This window comes from Streptomyces sp. WG5 (assembly GCF_049974565.1).
Taxonomy (GTDB): domain Bacteria; phylum Actinomycetota; class Actinomycetes; order Streptomycetales; family Streptomycetaceae; genus Streptomyces.
In genome coordinates this window covers 1-12,380 of sequence record NZ_JBNGGC010000046.1, presented here as the reverse complement: position 1 = coordinate 12,380, position 12,380 = coordinate 1, and the positions used below count along the sequence as shown (strand labels likewise).

The following is a 12,380-nucleotide window of genomic DNA, read 5'->3' as shown; positions in this document are numbered from 1 at the left end:
CACCCCGCTGACTAGCGGCGCTTCGACTTCCGGTCGTCCTTGACGTGACCCCGGAAGGTGCGCGTCGGCGAGAACTCGCCGAGCTTGTGGCCGACCATGGACTCGGTGACAAACACCGGGATGTGGGTCTTGCCGTTGTGCACCGCGATCGTGTGGCCGAGCATCGCCGGGACGATCATCGAGCGACGGGACCAGGTCTTGATGACGTTCTTGGAACCGGCTTCGTTCTGCGTGTCCACCTTCTTGATCAGGTGGTCGTCGACGAAGGGTCCCTTCTTCAAGCTACGAGGCATCTCAACCCGTCCTTAGCGCTTCTTGTTCGTCTTGCGGCGGCGGACGATGTACTTGTTCGACGCCTTCTTGGGCGAACGAGTACGGCCTTCCTTCTTGCCCCACGGGGACACGGGGTGGCGACCACCGGAGGTCCGGCCCTCACCACCACCGTGCGGGTGGTCCACCGGGTTCATGACCACACCACGGACGGTCGGGCGAACGCCCAGCCACCGCTTGCGGCCCGCCTTGCCCCAGTTGATGTTCGACTGCTCGGCGTTGCCGACCTCGCCGACGGTGGCGCGGCAGCGCACGTCGACCAGGCGGATCTCTCCGGACGGCATGCGCAGGTGGGCCATCGAGCCCTCCTTCGCGAGCAGCTGCACGGAGGCACCGGCGGAGCGGGCGAACTTGGCACCGCCACCGGGACGGAGCTCGATCGCGTGGATCGTGGTACCGACCGGGATGTTGCGGAGGGCCAGGTTGTTGCCCGGCTTGATGTCGGCCCCGGGACCGTTCTCGACGCGGTCACCCTGCTGCAGGTTGCGCGGGGCGAGGATGTAGCGCTTCTCGCCGTCGGCGTAGTGCAGCAGCGCGATGCGCGCGGTGCGGTTGGGGTCGTACTCGATGTGCGCGACCTTCGCCGGCACGCCGTCCTTGTCGTGGCGACGGAAGTCGATGACACGGTAGGCGCGCTTGTGTCCGCCACCCTGGTGGCGAACGGTCACACGACCGGCGTTGTTACGGCCGCCCTTGCTGTGCAGCGGGCGGACCAGCGACTTCTCCGGCGTGGACCGCGTGACCTCGACGAAGTCGGCGACGGAGGAGCCACGGCGGCCCGGCGTCGTCGGCTTGTACTTGCGGATTCCCATTTCTCAGTCCTCGTCCGATATTCGGACGATCCGGACCTCCGTCAGGAGGTCGGACCGCCGAAGATGTCGATACGGTCGCCCTCGGCAAGGGTCACGATCGCGCGCTTGCTGTCGGCACGCTTGCCGAAGCCGGTGCGGGTCCGCTTGCGCTTGCCCTGGCGGTTGATCGTGTTGACCCCGGTGACCTTGACCGAGAAGACCGCCTGGACGGCCTCCTTGATCTCGGTCTTGTTGGAGCCCGGCGCGACGATGAACGTGTACTTGTTCTCGTCGAGGAGCGCGTAGCTCTTCTCGGACACGACCGGCTTCAGCAGCACGTCACGGGGGTCCGTGAACGCCTTGCTCGCCGGGGTGACGACGGTGTTCTTGCCCTCGGCCTCGTGGCGGCGCGCCTTGGCGACGCGCGCGGCCTTGGCGGCCTTGGCCGCCTTGGAGGCGATGCTCGGGTGACGCGTAGCCATCAGGCTTCGCTCCCTTCGGTGTCAACGGCCTTGTTGGGGCCAGACACGAAGGACTCGAAAGCGGCCTGGGTGAAGACCACGTCGTCCGAGACGAGAACGTCGTACGTGTTCAGCTGGCCCGGCTCCAGGATGTGGATCTGGGGCAGGTTGCGGGCGGACAGCCACGCGGCCTCGTCGGTGCGGTCGGCGACCAGGAGCAGGTTCTTGCGCTCCGAGATCTTGCCGAACAGCGTCCGGGCGGCCTTCGTGGACGGGTTCTCGCCCTCGATGACGCCGGTGACGACGTGGATGCGGTTGTGGCGGGCCCGGTCGGTGAGGGCGTGGCGCAGGGCCGCGGCCTTCATCTTCTTCGGGGTCCGCTGCGAGTAGTCACGCGGCTGCGGGCCGTGGACGACGCCACCGCCGGCGAACTGCGGCGCACGGGTCGAACCCTGGCGGGCGCGGCCGGTGCCCTTCTGGCGGTACGGCTTCTTGCCGCCACCACGGACTTCACCGCGACGCTTGGTCTTGTGCGTGCCCTGGCGGGCAGCGGCGTTCTGCGCGACGACGACCTGGTGGATCAGCGGGATGCTGATCTTCTCCACGCCGAAGATCTCCGCGGGGAGCTCGACGCTTCCGGTCTTCTCGCCGGCAGGCGAAAGGATGTCAACAGTGCTCATCGGTTACCTCAGGCCCCCTTGGCCGCAGTGCGGACCAGGACGAGGCCGCCGTTCGGACCGGGAACCGCGCCCTTGATGAGCAGCAGGCCCTTCTCCGCGTCAACGGCGTGGACGGTCAGGTTCTGGGTGGTGACCCGCTCGTTGCCCATGCGGCCGGCCATGCGGAGGCCCTTGAACACGCGGCCCGGGGTGGCGCAGCCACCGATGGAACCGGGCGAGCGGTGCTTGCGCTGGGTGCCGTGTCCGGCGCCGAGGCCCTTGAAGTTGTGACGCTTCATGACACCGGCGAAGCCCTTGCCCTTGCTCTTGCCAGTGACGTCGACCTTGAGGCCGGCCTCGAAGACCTCGGCGGTGACTTCCTGACCGAGCGTGTACTCGGCGGCGTCGGCCGTGCGGATCTCGACGAGGTGGCGGCGGGGGGTGACGTCGGCCTTGGCGAAGTGGCCCTTGAGGGGCTTGTTCACCTTGCGCGGGTCGATCTCGCCGAACGCGATCTGGACGGACTCGTAGCCGTCGACGTCGTTCGTGCGGACCTGGGTGACGACGTTGGGGCCGGCCTTGACGACGGTGACGGGAACAACACGGTTGTTCTCGTCCCACACCTGCGTCATGCCGAGCTTCTCGCCCAGGATGCCCTTGATCTGCTTGGTCATCTTCAGATCACCGGCCTTAGAGCTTGATCTCGATGTCGACACCGGCCGGGAGGTCGAGTCGCATCAGAGAGTCAACGGTCTTGGGGGTCGGGTCGAGGATGTCGATCAGGCGCTTGTGCGTGCGCATCTCGAAGTGCTCGCGCGAGTCCTTGTACTTGTGCGGCGACTTGATGACGCAGTACACGTTCTTCTCAGTGGGCAGCGGCACCGGGCCCGCGACCGACGCACCAGTGCGAGTCACCGTCTCGACGATCTTCTTCGCCGAAGAGTCGATGACCTCGTGGTCGTAGGCCTTGAGCCGGATGCGGATCTTCTGTCCCGCCATGGCTACTTCGTAGTCCTGTCTCTCGTAACGCTCTGGACCCGGTGGTCCCTTTTCTGTCCGCTCCCCCTCCGACCCACGCGGTCGGGCGTGTCGCACTCTCGCTGAAACGGATGTCCCTTTCGGGACTTCCCTGCAGTGGGAGTCGCGGGCCCTTCCGGAACCGCGGGGCGGGGGCGAGAGGCCCACCGGGTGCCTGGTCTGCACCCCGCTGACGCTTCCCGGAAGATTCCCGTACGTCCGCCCCTACACCTTTCGGCGTAACGCATGGGACGACGAGTACTGTGGGACTCGCTTCCGGTCCTCCCGGCGGGAGGCGCGCAGCATCGGCACTCGACCGAGCAACCCCGTTAGTCTGCCATACGGGGCAGGGGGCTGGCCAATCGAAGTGGATGACTGTACCCCACGTCACCGAGGGCTACACACTGCGGCGTTTCCGGGGGGACACCCTTCCGCGCCCTGGCGGGCGCCCCGGCTCACCGCCGGCCGTCCGCGTTGCGCATCCGCGCGAACGACGTGTCCAGCCCCTTCTTCAGCAGCCTCGACACCGGCCGTTCCACGAGGCGGTGGATCAGGTAGCTCAGCACCAGGAAGCCCGTGATGATCAGGGCGATGAGCAGCCTGGCGTCCATCGTGTCGCGGAGGCGGGCGATGAGGGCCGTACCGGCCGCGTAGTGGATCAGGTAGAGCGGGTACGTCAGGGCACCGGCCGTGACCAGCCACTTCCAGCGGATGCGGTCCGTGTGGCCGAGCGCGACGGCGACCATGAAGAGCAGGAAGACGGTGAAGATCGCCACGCTGCCGCGCCAGCTCGAGACCCGCTCGACCTCGTCGATCCGGTTGCCCAGTTCCAGCTGGCCCATCAGCCAGGACATGGCGAGGATGCCCCACAGGAGCAGGTCCTGGCCGAAGCGGTGCATGAGGTAGAGGGCGAGGCCGGCGATGAAGTACCAGGCGCCGTCCGGGTTGGCGGCCAGCTCCAGCAGGTGGAGGTCGGCGACCGGGGCGAGCATGGCGACCGCGCCCCACACGCAGCAGAAGAGGACGACCCTGCGGTAGGTCAGGCCCATGGCGACGACGACCAGGAAGAGCAGGTAGAAGCGCAGTTCGGACCAGAGGGTCCAGTAGACGCCGTCGACGTTCGGCACGCCGGAGCCGGACTGGAGCATGGTCAGGTTGAGGAGGACCTCGCGCAGGCGGAGGTGCTCCCACACGCCCGGCACGGCGATCAGCACGGCCGTGGTGAACACGACCGCGAACCAGTACGCCGGGTAGAGCCGGATCACGCGGGAGACGAAGAACTGGCGCGGTGTGCGGCCCCAGCACGACATGCAGATCACGAAGCCGCTGATCACGAAGAAGATCTCGACGCCGATCCAGCCGTAGGAGGCGAAGCGGAACACCGTGGGCATGATCTCGGAGACCGGGCGGTCCCAGATCAGGTTGCCGGGGCGGTCGGCGCGCCAGGTGCCGGCGTAGTGGTGCGCGGCCACCATCAGCGCGGCGAGCAGGCGGATGCCGTCGATGACGTACAGCCGGCCGCCGGTGCGCTCTCCGCCGGTGCGCTTCCCGCCCGCGCGTTTCCCGTCCGGCGCGGCCGGCCGGTGCCCGCGGGCGCCGGCCGGTGACGCCTCCTGGCCCGGCAGGACCACGGCGAGCGGCGGGAGCGGTTGCTTCGGCCGTCCCTCCGCCCGCTCGGGCACCGATGTCTCACTGTCCGCTGCGCGCACCATCCGAACAGACAAGAACAGTGGCCACGGAAGCGGTAGGGGTTCGGGTAAACCCCCGCACCCCCTCCTCGCCGTGTTCGTGGGGCGTTCTCCCCGGGTTCAGATGACGCCCTGGGCCAGCATCGCGTCCGCCACCCGCTCGAAGCCGGCGATGTTCGCGCCGGTCACGTAGTCGCCGGGGGCTCCGTAGCGCTCGGCGGTCTCGTGGCAGGTGGTGTGGATGTCGTTCATGATGTGGGTCAGCTCCTCCTCGACCCGCGCCGCCGTCCAGGACGTACGGGCGTGGTTCTGCGCCATCTCCAGGGCGCTGACCGCGACACCGCCCGCGTTGGCCGCCTTGCCGGGGCCGAAGGCGACGCCGGAGCGCTGGAAGAGGTGGACGGCCTCGGGGGTGGCCGGCATGTTCGCGCCCTCGGAGACCGCCTTCACGCCGTTGCGGATGAGCGTGGCGGCGGCGTTCTCGTCCAGTTCGTTCTGCGTGGCGGACGGGAGGGCGATGTCGGCCGGGACGTCCCAGACGTTTCCGCCGGGCACGAAGCGGGCCGAGGCGCCGCGGCGCTCGGCGTACGTGTCGACCCGGCCGCGCTCGACCTCCTTGATCTGCTTCAGCAGGCCGAGGTCGATGCCCTTCTCGTCGATGACGTAGCCGGAGGAGTCGGAGCAGGTCACGGCGTTCGCGCCGAGGGCGGCGAGCTTCTCGATCGTGTAGATCGCGACGTTCCCGGAGCCGGACACGACGGCCGTCTGGCCCTCCAGGTCCTCACCGCGCTCGCGCAGCATCGCCGCCGCGAAGAGCACGTTGCCGTATCCGGTGGCCTCCGGGCGGATCAGCGAGCCGCCCCAGCCCTGGCCCTTGCCGGTGAGGACGCCGGCCTCCCAGCGGTTGGTGATCCGGCGGTACTGGCCGAACAGGTAGCCGATCTCCCGGCCGCCGACGCCGATGTCACCCGCGGGGACGTCGGTGTGCTCGCCGATGTGCCGGTACAGCTCCGTCATGAACGACTGGCAGAACCGCATGACCTCCGCGTCGCTGCGGCCGTGCGGGTCGAAGTCGCTGCCGCCCTTGCCGCCGCCGATGCCGAGGCCGGTCAGCGCGTTCTTGAAGATCTGCTCGAAGCCCAGGAACTTGATGACGCCCAGGTTGACGGAAGGGTGGAAGCGCAGGCCGCCCTTGTAGGGGCCCAGCGCGCTGTTGAACTCGACGCGGAAGCCCCGGTTGACGTGGACGCGTCCCTGGTCGTCCTGCCACGGCACCCGGAACATGACCTGCCGCTCCGGCTCGACCAGCCGCTCGACGAGGCCGGGCTCGGCGTACTCGGGGCGGGCCTCGAGCACCGGCGCGAGCGTCTCCAGCACCTCGTGGGCGGCCTGGTGGAACTCGGGCTGGGCCGGGTTGCGGTGCTCGATCTCGGTGAGGAGGTTGTCGAGCGCGGTCCTGGTCTCGCTTCGCGTCGTCACGGGGGGCCTTTCTGGCACGGCGGGCACCGGAGACCGGGACGGGGGCGGGGGTACGGGGCGCACAGGACGCACAGGGGGTGTACGCGGTTGTACGGGGGCCGTACGGGCCGTCCGTCCGGGCCGGTCCGGTGATGGGCGCTCGGCGCCGTTGCCGCGCGCGGGACACTTAAGTGTTACGCGCATGTAAACATCCTGGCCAGTGTCCTGCGCAGGACGTGACCACTATGTGAGACCGATCTTTCGTACACCGGCCGTTAACGGATGTCCGGCAAGAAGGCTACCCGAGCGTCCCCGACAGCGGTCAAGCGTCGCCGTTGAGCATGGCGGCGGTGAGGACGTTCCCGCCGACGCCCCAGCCGCCGTCGGGGACCTCGTCGACGAGGACGACGGTGGTCGGGCGGGCCCGCTCGCCGTAGATCTCCGCGTACAGGTCGGTGGTGCGCTCGACGATCTTCCTCTTGTCCTCGGCGGTGAGGGTGCCCGCGGGGACCTTGAAGTGGGCGAAAGGCATGTCAGATCATTCCTCCGTTGGCGCGCAGGATCTGGCCGTTCACCCAGTGCCCGGCGGGGCTGCCGAGGAAGGCGACCACGGCCGCGATGTCGTCGGGGGTGCCCAGCCGCTCCAGGGGCGGGGTCTTGGCGAGCCGGTCGATCTGTTCCGGTGTCTTGCCGTCGAGGAACAGGTCCGTGGCCGTCGGCCCGGGTGCGACCGTGTTCACGGTGATGTCCCGCCCGCGCAGCTCCCGGGCCAGGATCAGTGTCATCGCCTCCACGGCTCCCTTGCTGGCCGCGTAGGCGCCGTACGTGGGGAACTGCGTGCCGACGACGGACGTCGAGAACCCGACGAACGAGCCCCCCGCCCGCAGCCGCCGCGCCGCCTGCTGGGCGACGACGAAGGTGCCGCGGATGTTGGTGCGGTGCATGGCGTCGAGCGCCGCCAGGTCGAGGTCGGCGATGGGTGAAAGGGCCATCCGACCGGCCGAGTTGACGACCACGTCGACGCCGCCGAACTCCTCCTCCGCCCGGTCGAACAGCGCGGCGACCTCCTTCTCCTCCGCCACGTCCGCCTGTACGGCGACCGCCCGTCCGCCGGCCCCGGTGATCGCCTCCACCGTCTCGTCGGCGGCCGAGGCGTCGCGGGCGTAGTTGACGACGACGGCCAGGCCGTCCTCGGCGAGCCTCTGCGAGACCGCCCGGCCGATCCCGCGCGATCCTCCCGTGACGACGGCGACCCGCCGGGTGTCTGCCTCCGGTGCTGGAGGCCGTTGATGTGTGTGCGTGCTCATGACTCCACGATGCGCGCGGCCGGCCCGCGCAACCAGGGGACGTCATCCCCTGGGTCGCCGCCCCGGCCGGACGCAGAATGGACGGCATGAGCGCTGTGAAGTACGCCGAGCTGGGAGCGTTCCTGCGTTCGCGCCGCGAGCGCATCCGCCCGGCCGACGTCGGACTCCCGGCCGGACCGCGCCGCCGGGTGCCGGGGCTGCGCCGCGAGGAGGTCGCCCTGCTCGCCGGGGCGTCCGTGGACTACTACAACGAGCTGGAGCGCGGCGCCGGATCCCAGCCGTCCGAGCAGATGATCGCCGCACTGGCGAGGGCGCTGCGGCTGACCTCCGACGAGCGGGACTACCTGTACCGGCTCGCCGACCGCCCGGTGCCCGTACAGGGCGGGGCCGCCTCGCACGTCCACCCCGGCATGCTCGACCTGCTCGGCCGGATGACCTCGACCCCGGCCCAGGTCATCACGGACCTGCACGTCACCCTCGTACAGAATCCGCTGGCAGTGGCGCTGCTGGGCGACCAGTCCGGCTTCCGGGGACCCCGGGCCAGCTTCGTCCACCGCTGGTTCACCGAGCCGGACGCCCGGCGCCTGTACCCCGAGGCCGACCACGAGCGTCAGTCCCGCTCCTTCGTCGCCGACCTGCGGGCCGCCGCCGCGAGGCGGGATGCGAAGGACGCGGAGACCGGCACGATGATCCGCACGCTGCTCGACGTCTCCCCCGAGTTCGCCGCGCTGTGGGCCGAGCACGACGTGGCGTTCCGGCGGAGCGACCGGAAACGGCTCCTCCACCCCACGCTGGGCCTCGTCGAGGTCAACTGCCTGAACCTGTTCAGCGAGGACGGGCGGCAGCGGCTGCTCTGGTTCACACCGGCCGTGGGGACGGACAGCGCGGGGCTGCTGGAGCTGCTCGCGGTGGTGGGGACGCAGGAGGTCGTCGAGCCGACGGTCAGTTCTCCGACGCGTACGGCAGGAAGTCCGCCCAGGCGGCGGGGGTGAGGGTCAGGCGGGGGCCGTCGGTGTGCTTGGAGTCGCGGATGTGGATGGTGCGGGGGGTGGCGGCGACCTCGACGCAGGACTCGCCGTTGGTACCGCCGCTGTAGCTGCTCTTGAACCACGCCAGTTCGGAGGCATCCCCGGCGGAGGCCTTGCGCATCATGTCTCTCCCAGCAGTTTCTCGATGAAGGCCAGCGACTCCCGAGGCGGGAGTGCCTGCGCCCGGATGGTGCCGTACTGCAACTCCAGGATGCGGAGTTGCTTCGGGTCGGAGACGGGCCGTCCGTTGAACAGGCCGTCGGCGCGTCCCACCGCCGTTCCGTCCGGGAACTTCAGCAGCTCGATCCTGCCATCCAAGCCTGGGTGGGCTTCCGTGTTGGTCGGCATGACCTGAAGTGTGACGCTGTTCAATCGCCCTACCTCCAGCAGACGTTGGAGCTGCTGTCGCCACACCATTGTGCCCCCAACCTGTCGGCGCAGCGGCGCCTCTTCCACCACGAAGTGGATGGACGACGCGGGGTCGCGTTCAAAGACCGACTGCCGGGCCAGCCGAGCGGCCACCATGCGTTCCACGTCATCCGGTGAGTACGGCGGTTGTGCCGCTCCGATCAGAATCCGCACGTGCTCTGACGTCTGCAACAAGCCCGGGATGATGTTGCACTCGTACACCCCGATCTCAACCGCCTTCCCCTCCAGCTTCCCCAGCTCCCGAACCTTCTTCGGGTACCGGACCTTCTTCACGTCCTCCCAGGCCGCCGAGATGAGCCCACCGGCCTCCAACACCTCGTCGGCCCTGTCCAGATACTCCTGCCGGGGAATCCGTTTGCCGCCCTCGACCTTGTAGACGAGGTCCTCCCCGTACCCCACCGCCGCCCCGAACTCGCCGGCGCGCATGCCCACGGCCTCGCGCCGCAGCTTCAACTGCCGTCCCACCGTCGTGATGACCGCGACGCCCCACTCGTCGTCCGGATCGACCTCCCACCCCGGCTCGTCCGCCTCGCTCCTGAGCCGACCCGCCTCCGCCTCGACCGTCATCCCGCGCCCCTTCGTCGTACTCGCCGCATTGCTCCCAGCGCCCTACCCGCACACGCCACCCCGACAGCACCGACACCACCGGACAACCACCGGACAGTGACCGCCTGTACGCGCTGAGTCACTTCTCACGGTACGCACACGACGCCACGCTGAGTGACGTGAACCAGAATTCCGCCGAACTCACGACCTCCGTCCGCAACTTCAGCGTGCAGCTCTCCCCCACGCCACGCGGAGCCCGCCTCGCCCGCCTGCTCGCGACCGAGCAGCTCCGCTCCTGGGGACTGCCCCTGGACCCGGCACGCCTGCTCGTCGCCGAACTGGCCAACAACGCGGCGGACCACGGACGCGTCCCCGGCCGCGATTTCCGGCTCACGCTCCACGTCGTCGGCGAGACCCTCCGTATCGAGGTCACCGACACCCGAGGCCAGGAACTCCCCCGCCCCCAAGCACCCGCCCCCGACGCCGAATCCGGCCGTGGCCTGCTGCTCGTGGAAGCGCTGGCGGACCGCTGGGGAGTCACCGAGGGCCGCTTCCCGCGCAAGACCGTCTGGGCGGAACTGGGCCTTACGGCACCGCGACCCACGTTCTGAGGTTGCGGTGCCGTCGGCGCCTTACCAATAACAAGAACTCGGCGAAAAGAACCCCACCAAGCCCCGCCCCTCCCGCCCGAGGCGCGTCGTCACTCGGGTGGGTGAACATCACCGGCTCGGCTGGATTTCCGGGGCCCCAACTCCCCTACTCTCAGCGCAAACGACCGACAGAAATACGTCGGCCCCCGCCGGGACTGGCATCCCACTGCGAGGGCCTGACCACCAAGGAAGAAAGAGGCTTCCCCGATGGGTACCCAAAACCCTAGCGCGCCCTCGCGCGCCCAGTCAGCTCCTGCCGCCGATCGACCCGTTCGCGTCGCCACGGCGGCGGCGTCATCCACGAGAACACCCGCCACACCACCCGCTTCGTGGTGATCGGCAACCACCTGGTCCAGCACCCGGACCTGTCGCTGCTCGCGATCGGCCTCGCCTGCCACATCCAGTCGCTGCCCACCGGCGCGGGCGCCGACATCAAGACGCTCACCGCCCGCTTCACAGAGGGCCCGACCCGCATCGCGGCCGCCCTGCGCGAACTGGAGGCGTACGGCTACCTGCGCCGCGAGCGCGTACGCACGTCCACCGGCCGCATCGTCACCCGCACGGTCTCCTGCAACCAGCCGAAGACGCCCCGCCGAGAGCCGGCCGACACCGGCTGCCCGGACCGACCGACGCCCCGGCCCACCCGCCCGGCAGGACGGCCTCCAGAGCAACGGGAGCACGCAACCCCTTCCCGCCCGCGCCACACCGGCACCGAAGCGCGCCCCCGCAAGGCCCTCCCCGCCGTACCGCAGCCCAACTGCACCGCCCCGGCCCTCCTCCAGCAGGCCACCGAGCTGCTCACCACCCTGCGCCGACGCGACCCCCGCCTCCTCCTCTCCGCGGCGGACACCGCCCACCTGACCCCCGGCGTCGCCGCCTGGCTGGAACGGGACGTCGCTCCCACCGCCGTACGCCACGCCCTGACCGCCGACCTGCCGGACGACCCCCTGCGTCGCCCGGCCGCCCTGCTCGCCCACCGCCTCACCGCCCAACTGCCACCCCCGCCGCCGTACAGGCCCCCCGCCGGTCCGCCACCGCCCCGCTACGAGGTGCGCAACTGCGACGGCTGCGACCGCGGCTTCCGTGCCCCGAGACCGAAGACCGCTGCCGCGACTGCCGGGCAGTCGGTGCACCCGCTTGAAGCCCACAGCCCGCTTCCCCGAAGGCGCCCAGCCAGGAGGCGTGCTTCGACGGGAGCACCCGGCGTTGCGGTCGTGTGCGTAACATCGTCGCTCGAAAAGGCTGTTGACCAGCCGAAGCAGCTCAGTCTCAGGGTTGGGAAATGACGGACAACGGGGGTGGCGCCGGGGCGCCGGTACGGCGCTCCCGGCTCGCCGACTACGCGGAGATGACCCGGCTGCCCGAACCGCCGGATGCAGCCCCGGAGCCGCCTGAGCCCGACACCGCCGAGACGGCCGAGGCCGCCGGGGCACCCAGCTCGGGAGAGCCGGGTGAGAGCGTCGGGCCGTCCGCCGAGGAGGTAGCGGCCCGGCGTCGCGAGTTCGCCGGGCTGCTGGCGACATTCACGGGAATTGCCGTAGCAACCAGCCGGAAGTAGCAGACCTGCATGAGTTCCGAACACTCCGACCGCCGGATCAACCCCCGCTTCGCCCAAGACCTGGGCGGCTACATCGTGCCGGGAGGGCCGCCTCGCTACGCCCGTCACACAGGCCGGCCCGTGCAGTACGTGGCGATCGCCGACTCCGACGATCAGGTGATCGGTTACGTGTGGGTGAACGACGAGGACGAAGCCGGGTCGGTGTGGTCACGCAACGCTGCGGGACCTGCCGCCGCCAACGAAGCGGGTGTCTGGGGGAAGCGCCTGCGCAACGCCAAGGAACGCGGGCTCCGGCCCACGCAGGCTCTGGCCGAGTTGCTGGCGACGCCGTCCACCAGCCCGAGGAGTCACATCGTGCCGGACTCCCTCGCCGAGGCCGAGAGCCTCGCCGTCCTGGACGACCTCACCGAGCGGAGGTGGGGCAGGGACAACGTCAAGGGCGGCGCCATGGCGGCGAT

16 protein-coding genes and 1 pseudogene are annotated in these 12,380 nt (G+C 69.8%); 5 read left to right on the top strand and 12 right to left on the bottom strand.

Annotated elements, in window-relative coordinates; genetic code table 11:
* Positions 1 to 11: 11 nt before the first annotated feature.
* The 10 genes from rpsS to ACP4IX_RS32915 all read right to left on the bottom strand — a co-directional run bounded on the left by rpsS (position 12) and on the right by ACP4IX_RS32915 (position 7,711).
* Positions 12 to 293: a 30S ribosomal protein S19 gene (gene rpsS / locus ACP4IX_RS32960; RefSeq protein ID WP_055418366.1), complete on the bottom strand. Its 282-nt coding sequence runs from the start codon at positions 291 to 293 to the stop codon at positions 12 to 14.
* A gap of 12 nt (positions 294 to 305) precedes the next feature.
* A complete protein-coding gene (gene rplB, locus ACP4IX_RS32955; protein WP_217143312.1) occupies positions 306 to 1,142 on the bottom strand; it encodes a 50S ribosomal protein L2 in 837 nt (278 codons plus the stop codon).
* 41 nt (positions 1,143 to 1,183) lie between these two features.
* Entirely contained in the window at positions 1,184 to 1,603 is a 420-nt protein-coding gene (rplW, locus tag ACP4IX_RS32950; protein WP_426523607.1) for a 50S ribosomal protein L23, read from the bottom strand.
* A complete protein-coding gene (rplD, locus tag ACP4IX_RS32945) occupies positions 1,603 to 2,262 on the bottom strand; it encodes a 50S ribosomal protein L4 (protein WP_426523606.1) in 660 nt (219 codons plus the stop codon). Before rplD ends, rplW begins: the two co-directional genes overlap by 1 nt.
* Before the next feature lie 8 nt (positions 2,263 to 2,270).
* Positions 2,271 to 2,915: a 50S ribosomal protein L3 gene (gene rplC, locus ACP4IX_RS32940; protein ID WP_133887692.1), complete on the bottom strand. Its 645-nt coding sequence runs from the start codon at positions 2,913 to 2,915 to the stop codon at positions 2,271 to 2,273.
* Between the two features lie 16 nt (positions 2,916 to 2,931).
* Complete coding sequence (gene rpsJ / locus ACP4IX_RS32935) at positions 2,932 to 3,240, bottom strand: 30S ribosomal protein S10 (RefSeq protein WP_003948644.1); 309 nt, start codon at positions 3,238 to 3,240, stop codon at positions 2,932 to 2,934.
* A 473-nt stretch (positions 3,241 to 3,713) separates the two neighbouring features.
* Positions 3,714 to 4,970, bottom strand: coding sequence for an acyltransferase family protein (locus ACP4IX_RS32930; RefSeq protein WP_426558183.1), 1,257 nt, complete (start codon positions 4,968 to 4,970; stop codon positions 3,714 to 3,716).
* A 96-nt stretch (positions 4,971 to 5,066) separates the two neighbouring features.
* Positions 5,067 to 6,425 (bottom strand): NADP-specific glutamate dehydrogenase, encoded by a 1,359-nt coding sequence (gdhA, locus tag ACP4IX_RS32925; protein WP_426523604.1) that lies wholly within the window; start codon positions 6,423 to 6,425, stop codon positions 5,067 to 5,069.
* Between the two features lie 301 nt (positions 6,426 to 6,726).
* The gene (locus ACP4IX_RS32920; protein ID WP_426558181.1) at positions 6,727 to 6,936 is read right to left on the bottom strand and encodes a 4-oxalocrotonate tautomerase family protein; all 210 of its coding nucleotides are present in this window, start codon (positions 6,934 to 6,936) and stop codon (positions 6,727 to 6,729) included.
* 1 nt (position 6,937) lies between these two features.
* Positions 6,938 to 7,711, bottom strand: a complete 774-nt coding sequence (locus ACP4IX_RS32915; RefSeq protein ID WP_426558179.1) for an SDR family oxidoreductase — start codon at positions 7,709 to 7,711, stop codon at positions 6,938 to 6,940.
* 77 nt (positions 7,712 to 7,788) lie between these two features.
* On the opposite strand from ACP4IX_RS32915, the gene ACP4IX_RS32910 reads away from it, so the two are divergent.
* The gene (locus ACP4IX_RS32910) at positions 7,789 to 8,703 is read left to right on the top strand and encodes a helix-turn-helix transcriptional regulator (RefSeq protein WP_426558177.1); all 915 of its coding nucleotides are present in this window, start codon (positions 7,789 to 7,791) and stop codon (positions 8,701 to 8,703) included.
* Here ACP4IX_RS32910 and ACP4IX_RS32905 read toward each other — a convergent pair.
* Both ACP4IX_RS32905 and ACP4IX_RS32900 read right to left on the bottom strand, forming a co-directional pair.
* Positions 8,654 to 8,863, bottom strand: a complete 210-nt coding sequence (locus ACP4IX_RS32905) for a DUF397 domain-containing protein (RefSeq protein WP_426558175.1) — start codon at positions 8,861 to 8,863, stop codon at positions 8,654 to 8,656. The genes ACP4IX_RS32910 and ACP4IX_RS32905 overlap by 50 nt on opposite strands.
* Positions 8,860 to 9,735 carry a helix-turn-helix domain-containing protein gene (locus tag ACP4IX_RS32900; protein ID WP_426558173.1) on the bottom strand — a complete coding sequence of 292 codons (876 nt, stop codon included), beginning with the start codon at positions 9,733 to 9,735 and terminating at the stop codon, positions 8,860 to 8,862. The genes ACP4IX_RS32905 and ACP4IX_RS32900 overlap by 4 nt, the downstream gene beginning before the upstream one ends.
* Positions 9,736 to 9,893: 158 nt before the next feature.
* Here ACP4IX_RS32900 and ACP4IX_RS32895 point away from each other — a divergent pair, with 158 nt between their 5' ends.
* From ACP4IX_RS32895 to ACP4IX_RS32880, 4 genes and pseudogenes are all read left to right on the top strand, one after another.
* A complete protein-coding gene (locus tag ACP4IX_RS32895) occupies positions 9,894 to 10,325 on the top strand; it encodes an ATP-binding protein (RefSeq protein WP_426558171.1) in 432 nt (143 codons plus the stop codon).
* Positions 10,326 to 10,571: 246 nt separating this feature from the next.
* A pseudogene (locus ACP4IX_RS32890) lies at positions 10,572 to 11,505 on the top strand (helix-turn-helix domain-containing protein).
* A gap of 141 nt (positions 11,506 to 11,646) precedes the next feature.
* Entirely contained in the window at positions 11,647 to 11,922 is a 276-nt protein-coding gene (locus ACP4IX_RS32885; protein ID WP_426558169.1) for a hypothetical protein, read from the top strand.
* Positions 11,923 to 11,931: 9 nt separating this feature from the next.
* Positions 11,932 to 12,380: hypothetical protein (locus ACP4IX_RS32880; protein WP_426558167.1), on the top strand; the 449-nt coding region annotated here is incomplete at its 3' end.

Coding starts and splice junctions, on each gene's coding strand:
- rplC (WP_133887692.1), bottom strand. CDS start 2,915: ATGACCAAGCAGATCAAGGGCATCCTGGGCGAGAAGCTCGGCATGACG.
- ACP4IX_RS32930 (WP_426558183.1), bottom strand. CDS start 4,970: ATGGTGCGCGCAGCGGACAGTGAGACATCGGTGCCCGAGCGGGCGGAG.
- rpsS (WP_055418366.1), bottom strand. CDS start 293: ATGCCTCGTAGCTTGAAGAAGGGACCCTTCGTCGACGACCACCTGATC.
- ACP4IX_RS32915 (WP_426558179.1), bottom strand. CDS start 7,711: ATGAGCACGCACACACATCAACGGCCTCCAGCACCGGAGGCAGACACC.
- ACP4IX_RS32900 (WP_426558173.1), bottom strand. CDS start 9,735: ATGACGGTCGAGGCGGAGGCGGGTCGGCTCAGGAGCGAGGCGGACGAG.
- ACP4IX_RS32920 (WP_426558181.1), bottom strand. CDS start 6,936: ATGCCTTTCGCCCACTTCAAGGTCCCCGCGGGCACCCTCACCGCCGAG.
- rplB (WP_217143312.1), bottom strand. CDS start 1,142: ATGGGAATCCGCAAGTACAAGCCGACGACGCCGGGCCGCCGTGGCTCC.
- ACP4IX_RS32885 (WP_426558169.1), top strand. CDS start 11,647: ATGACGGACAACGGGGGTGGCGCCGGGGCGCCGGTACGGCGCTCCCGG.
- rplW (WP_426523607.1), bottom strand. CDS start 1,603: ATGGCTACGCGTCACCCGAGCATCGCCTCCAAGGCGGCCAAGGCCGCC.
- rpsJ (WP_003948644.1), bottom strand. CDS start 3,240: ATGGCGGGACAGAAGATCCGCATCCGGCTCAAGGCCTACGACCACGAG.
- rplD (WP_426523606.1), bottom strand. CDS start 2,262: ATGAGCACTGTTGACATCCTTTCGCCTGCCGGCGAGAAGACCGGAAGC.
- ACP4IX_RS32905 (WP_426558175.1), bottom strand. CDS start 8,863: ATGATGCGCAAGGCCTCCGCCGGGGATGCCTCCGAACTGGCGTGGTTC.
- ACP4IX_RS32910 (WP_426558177.1), top strand. CDS start 7,789: ATGGACGGCATGAGCGCTGTGAAGTACGCCGAGCTGGGAGCGTTCCTG.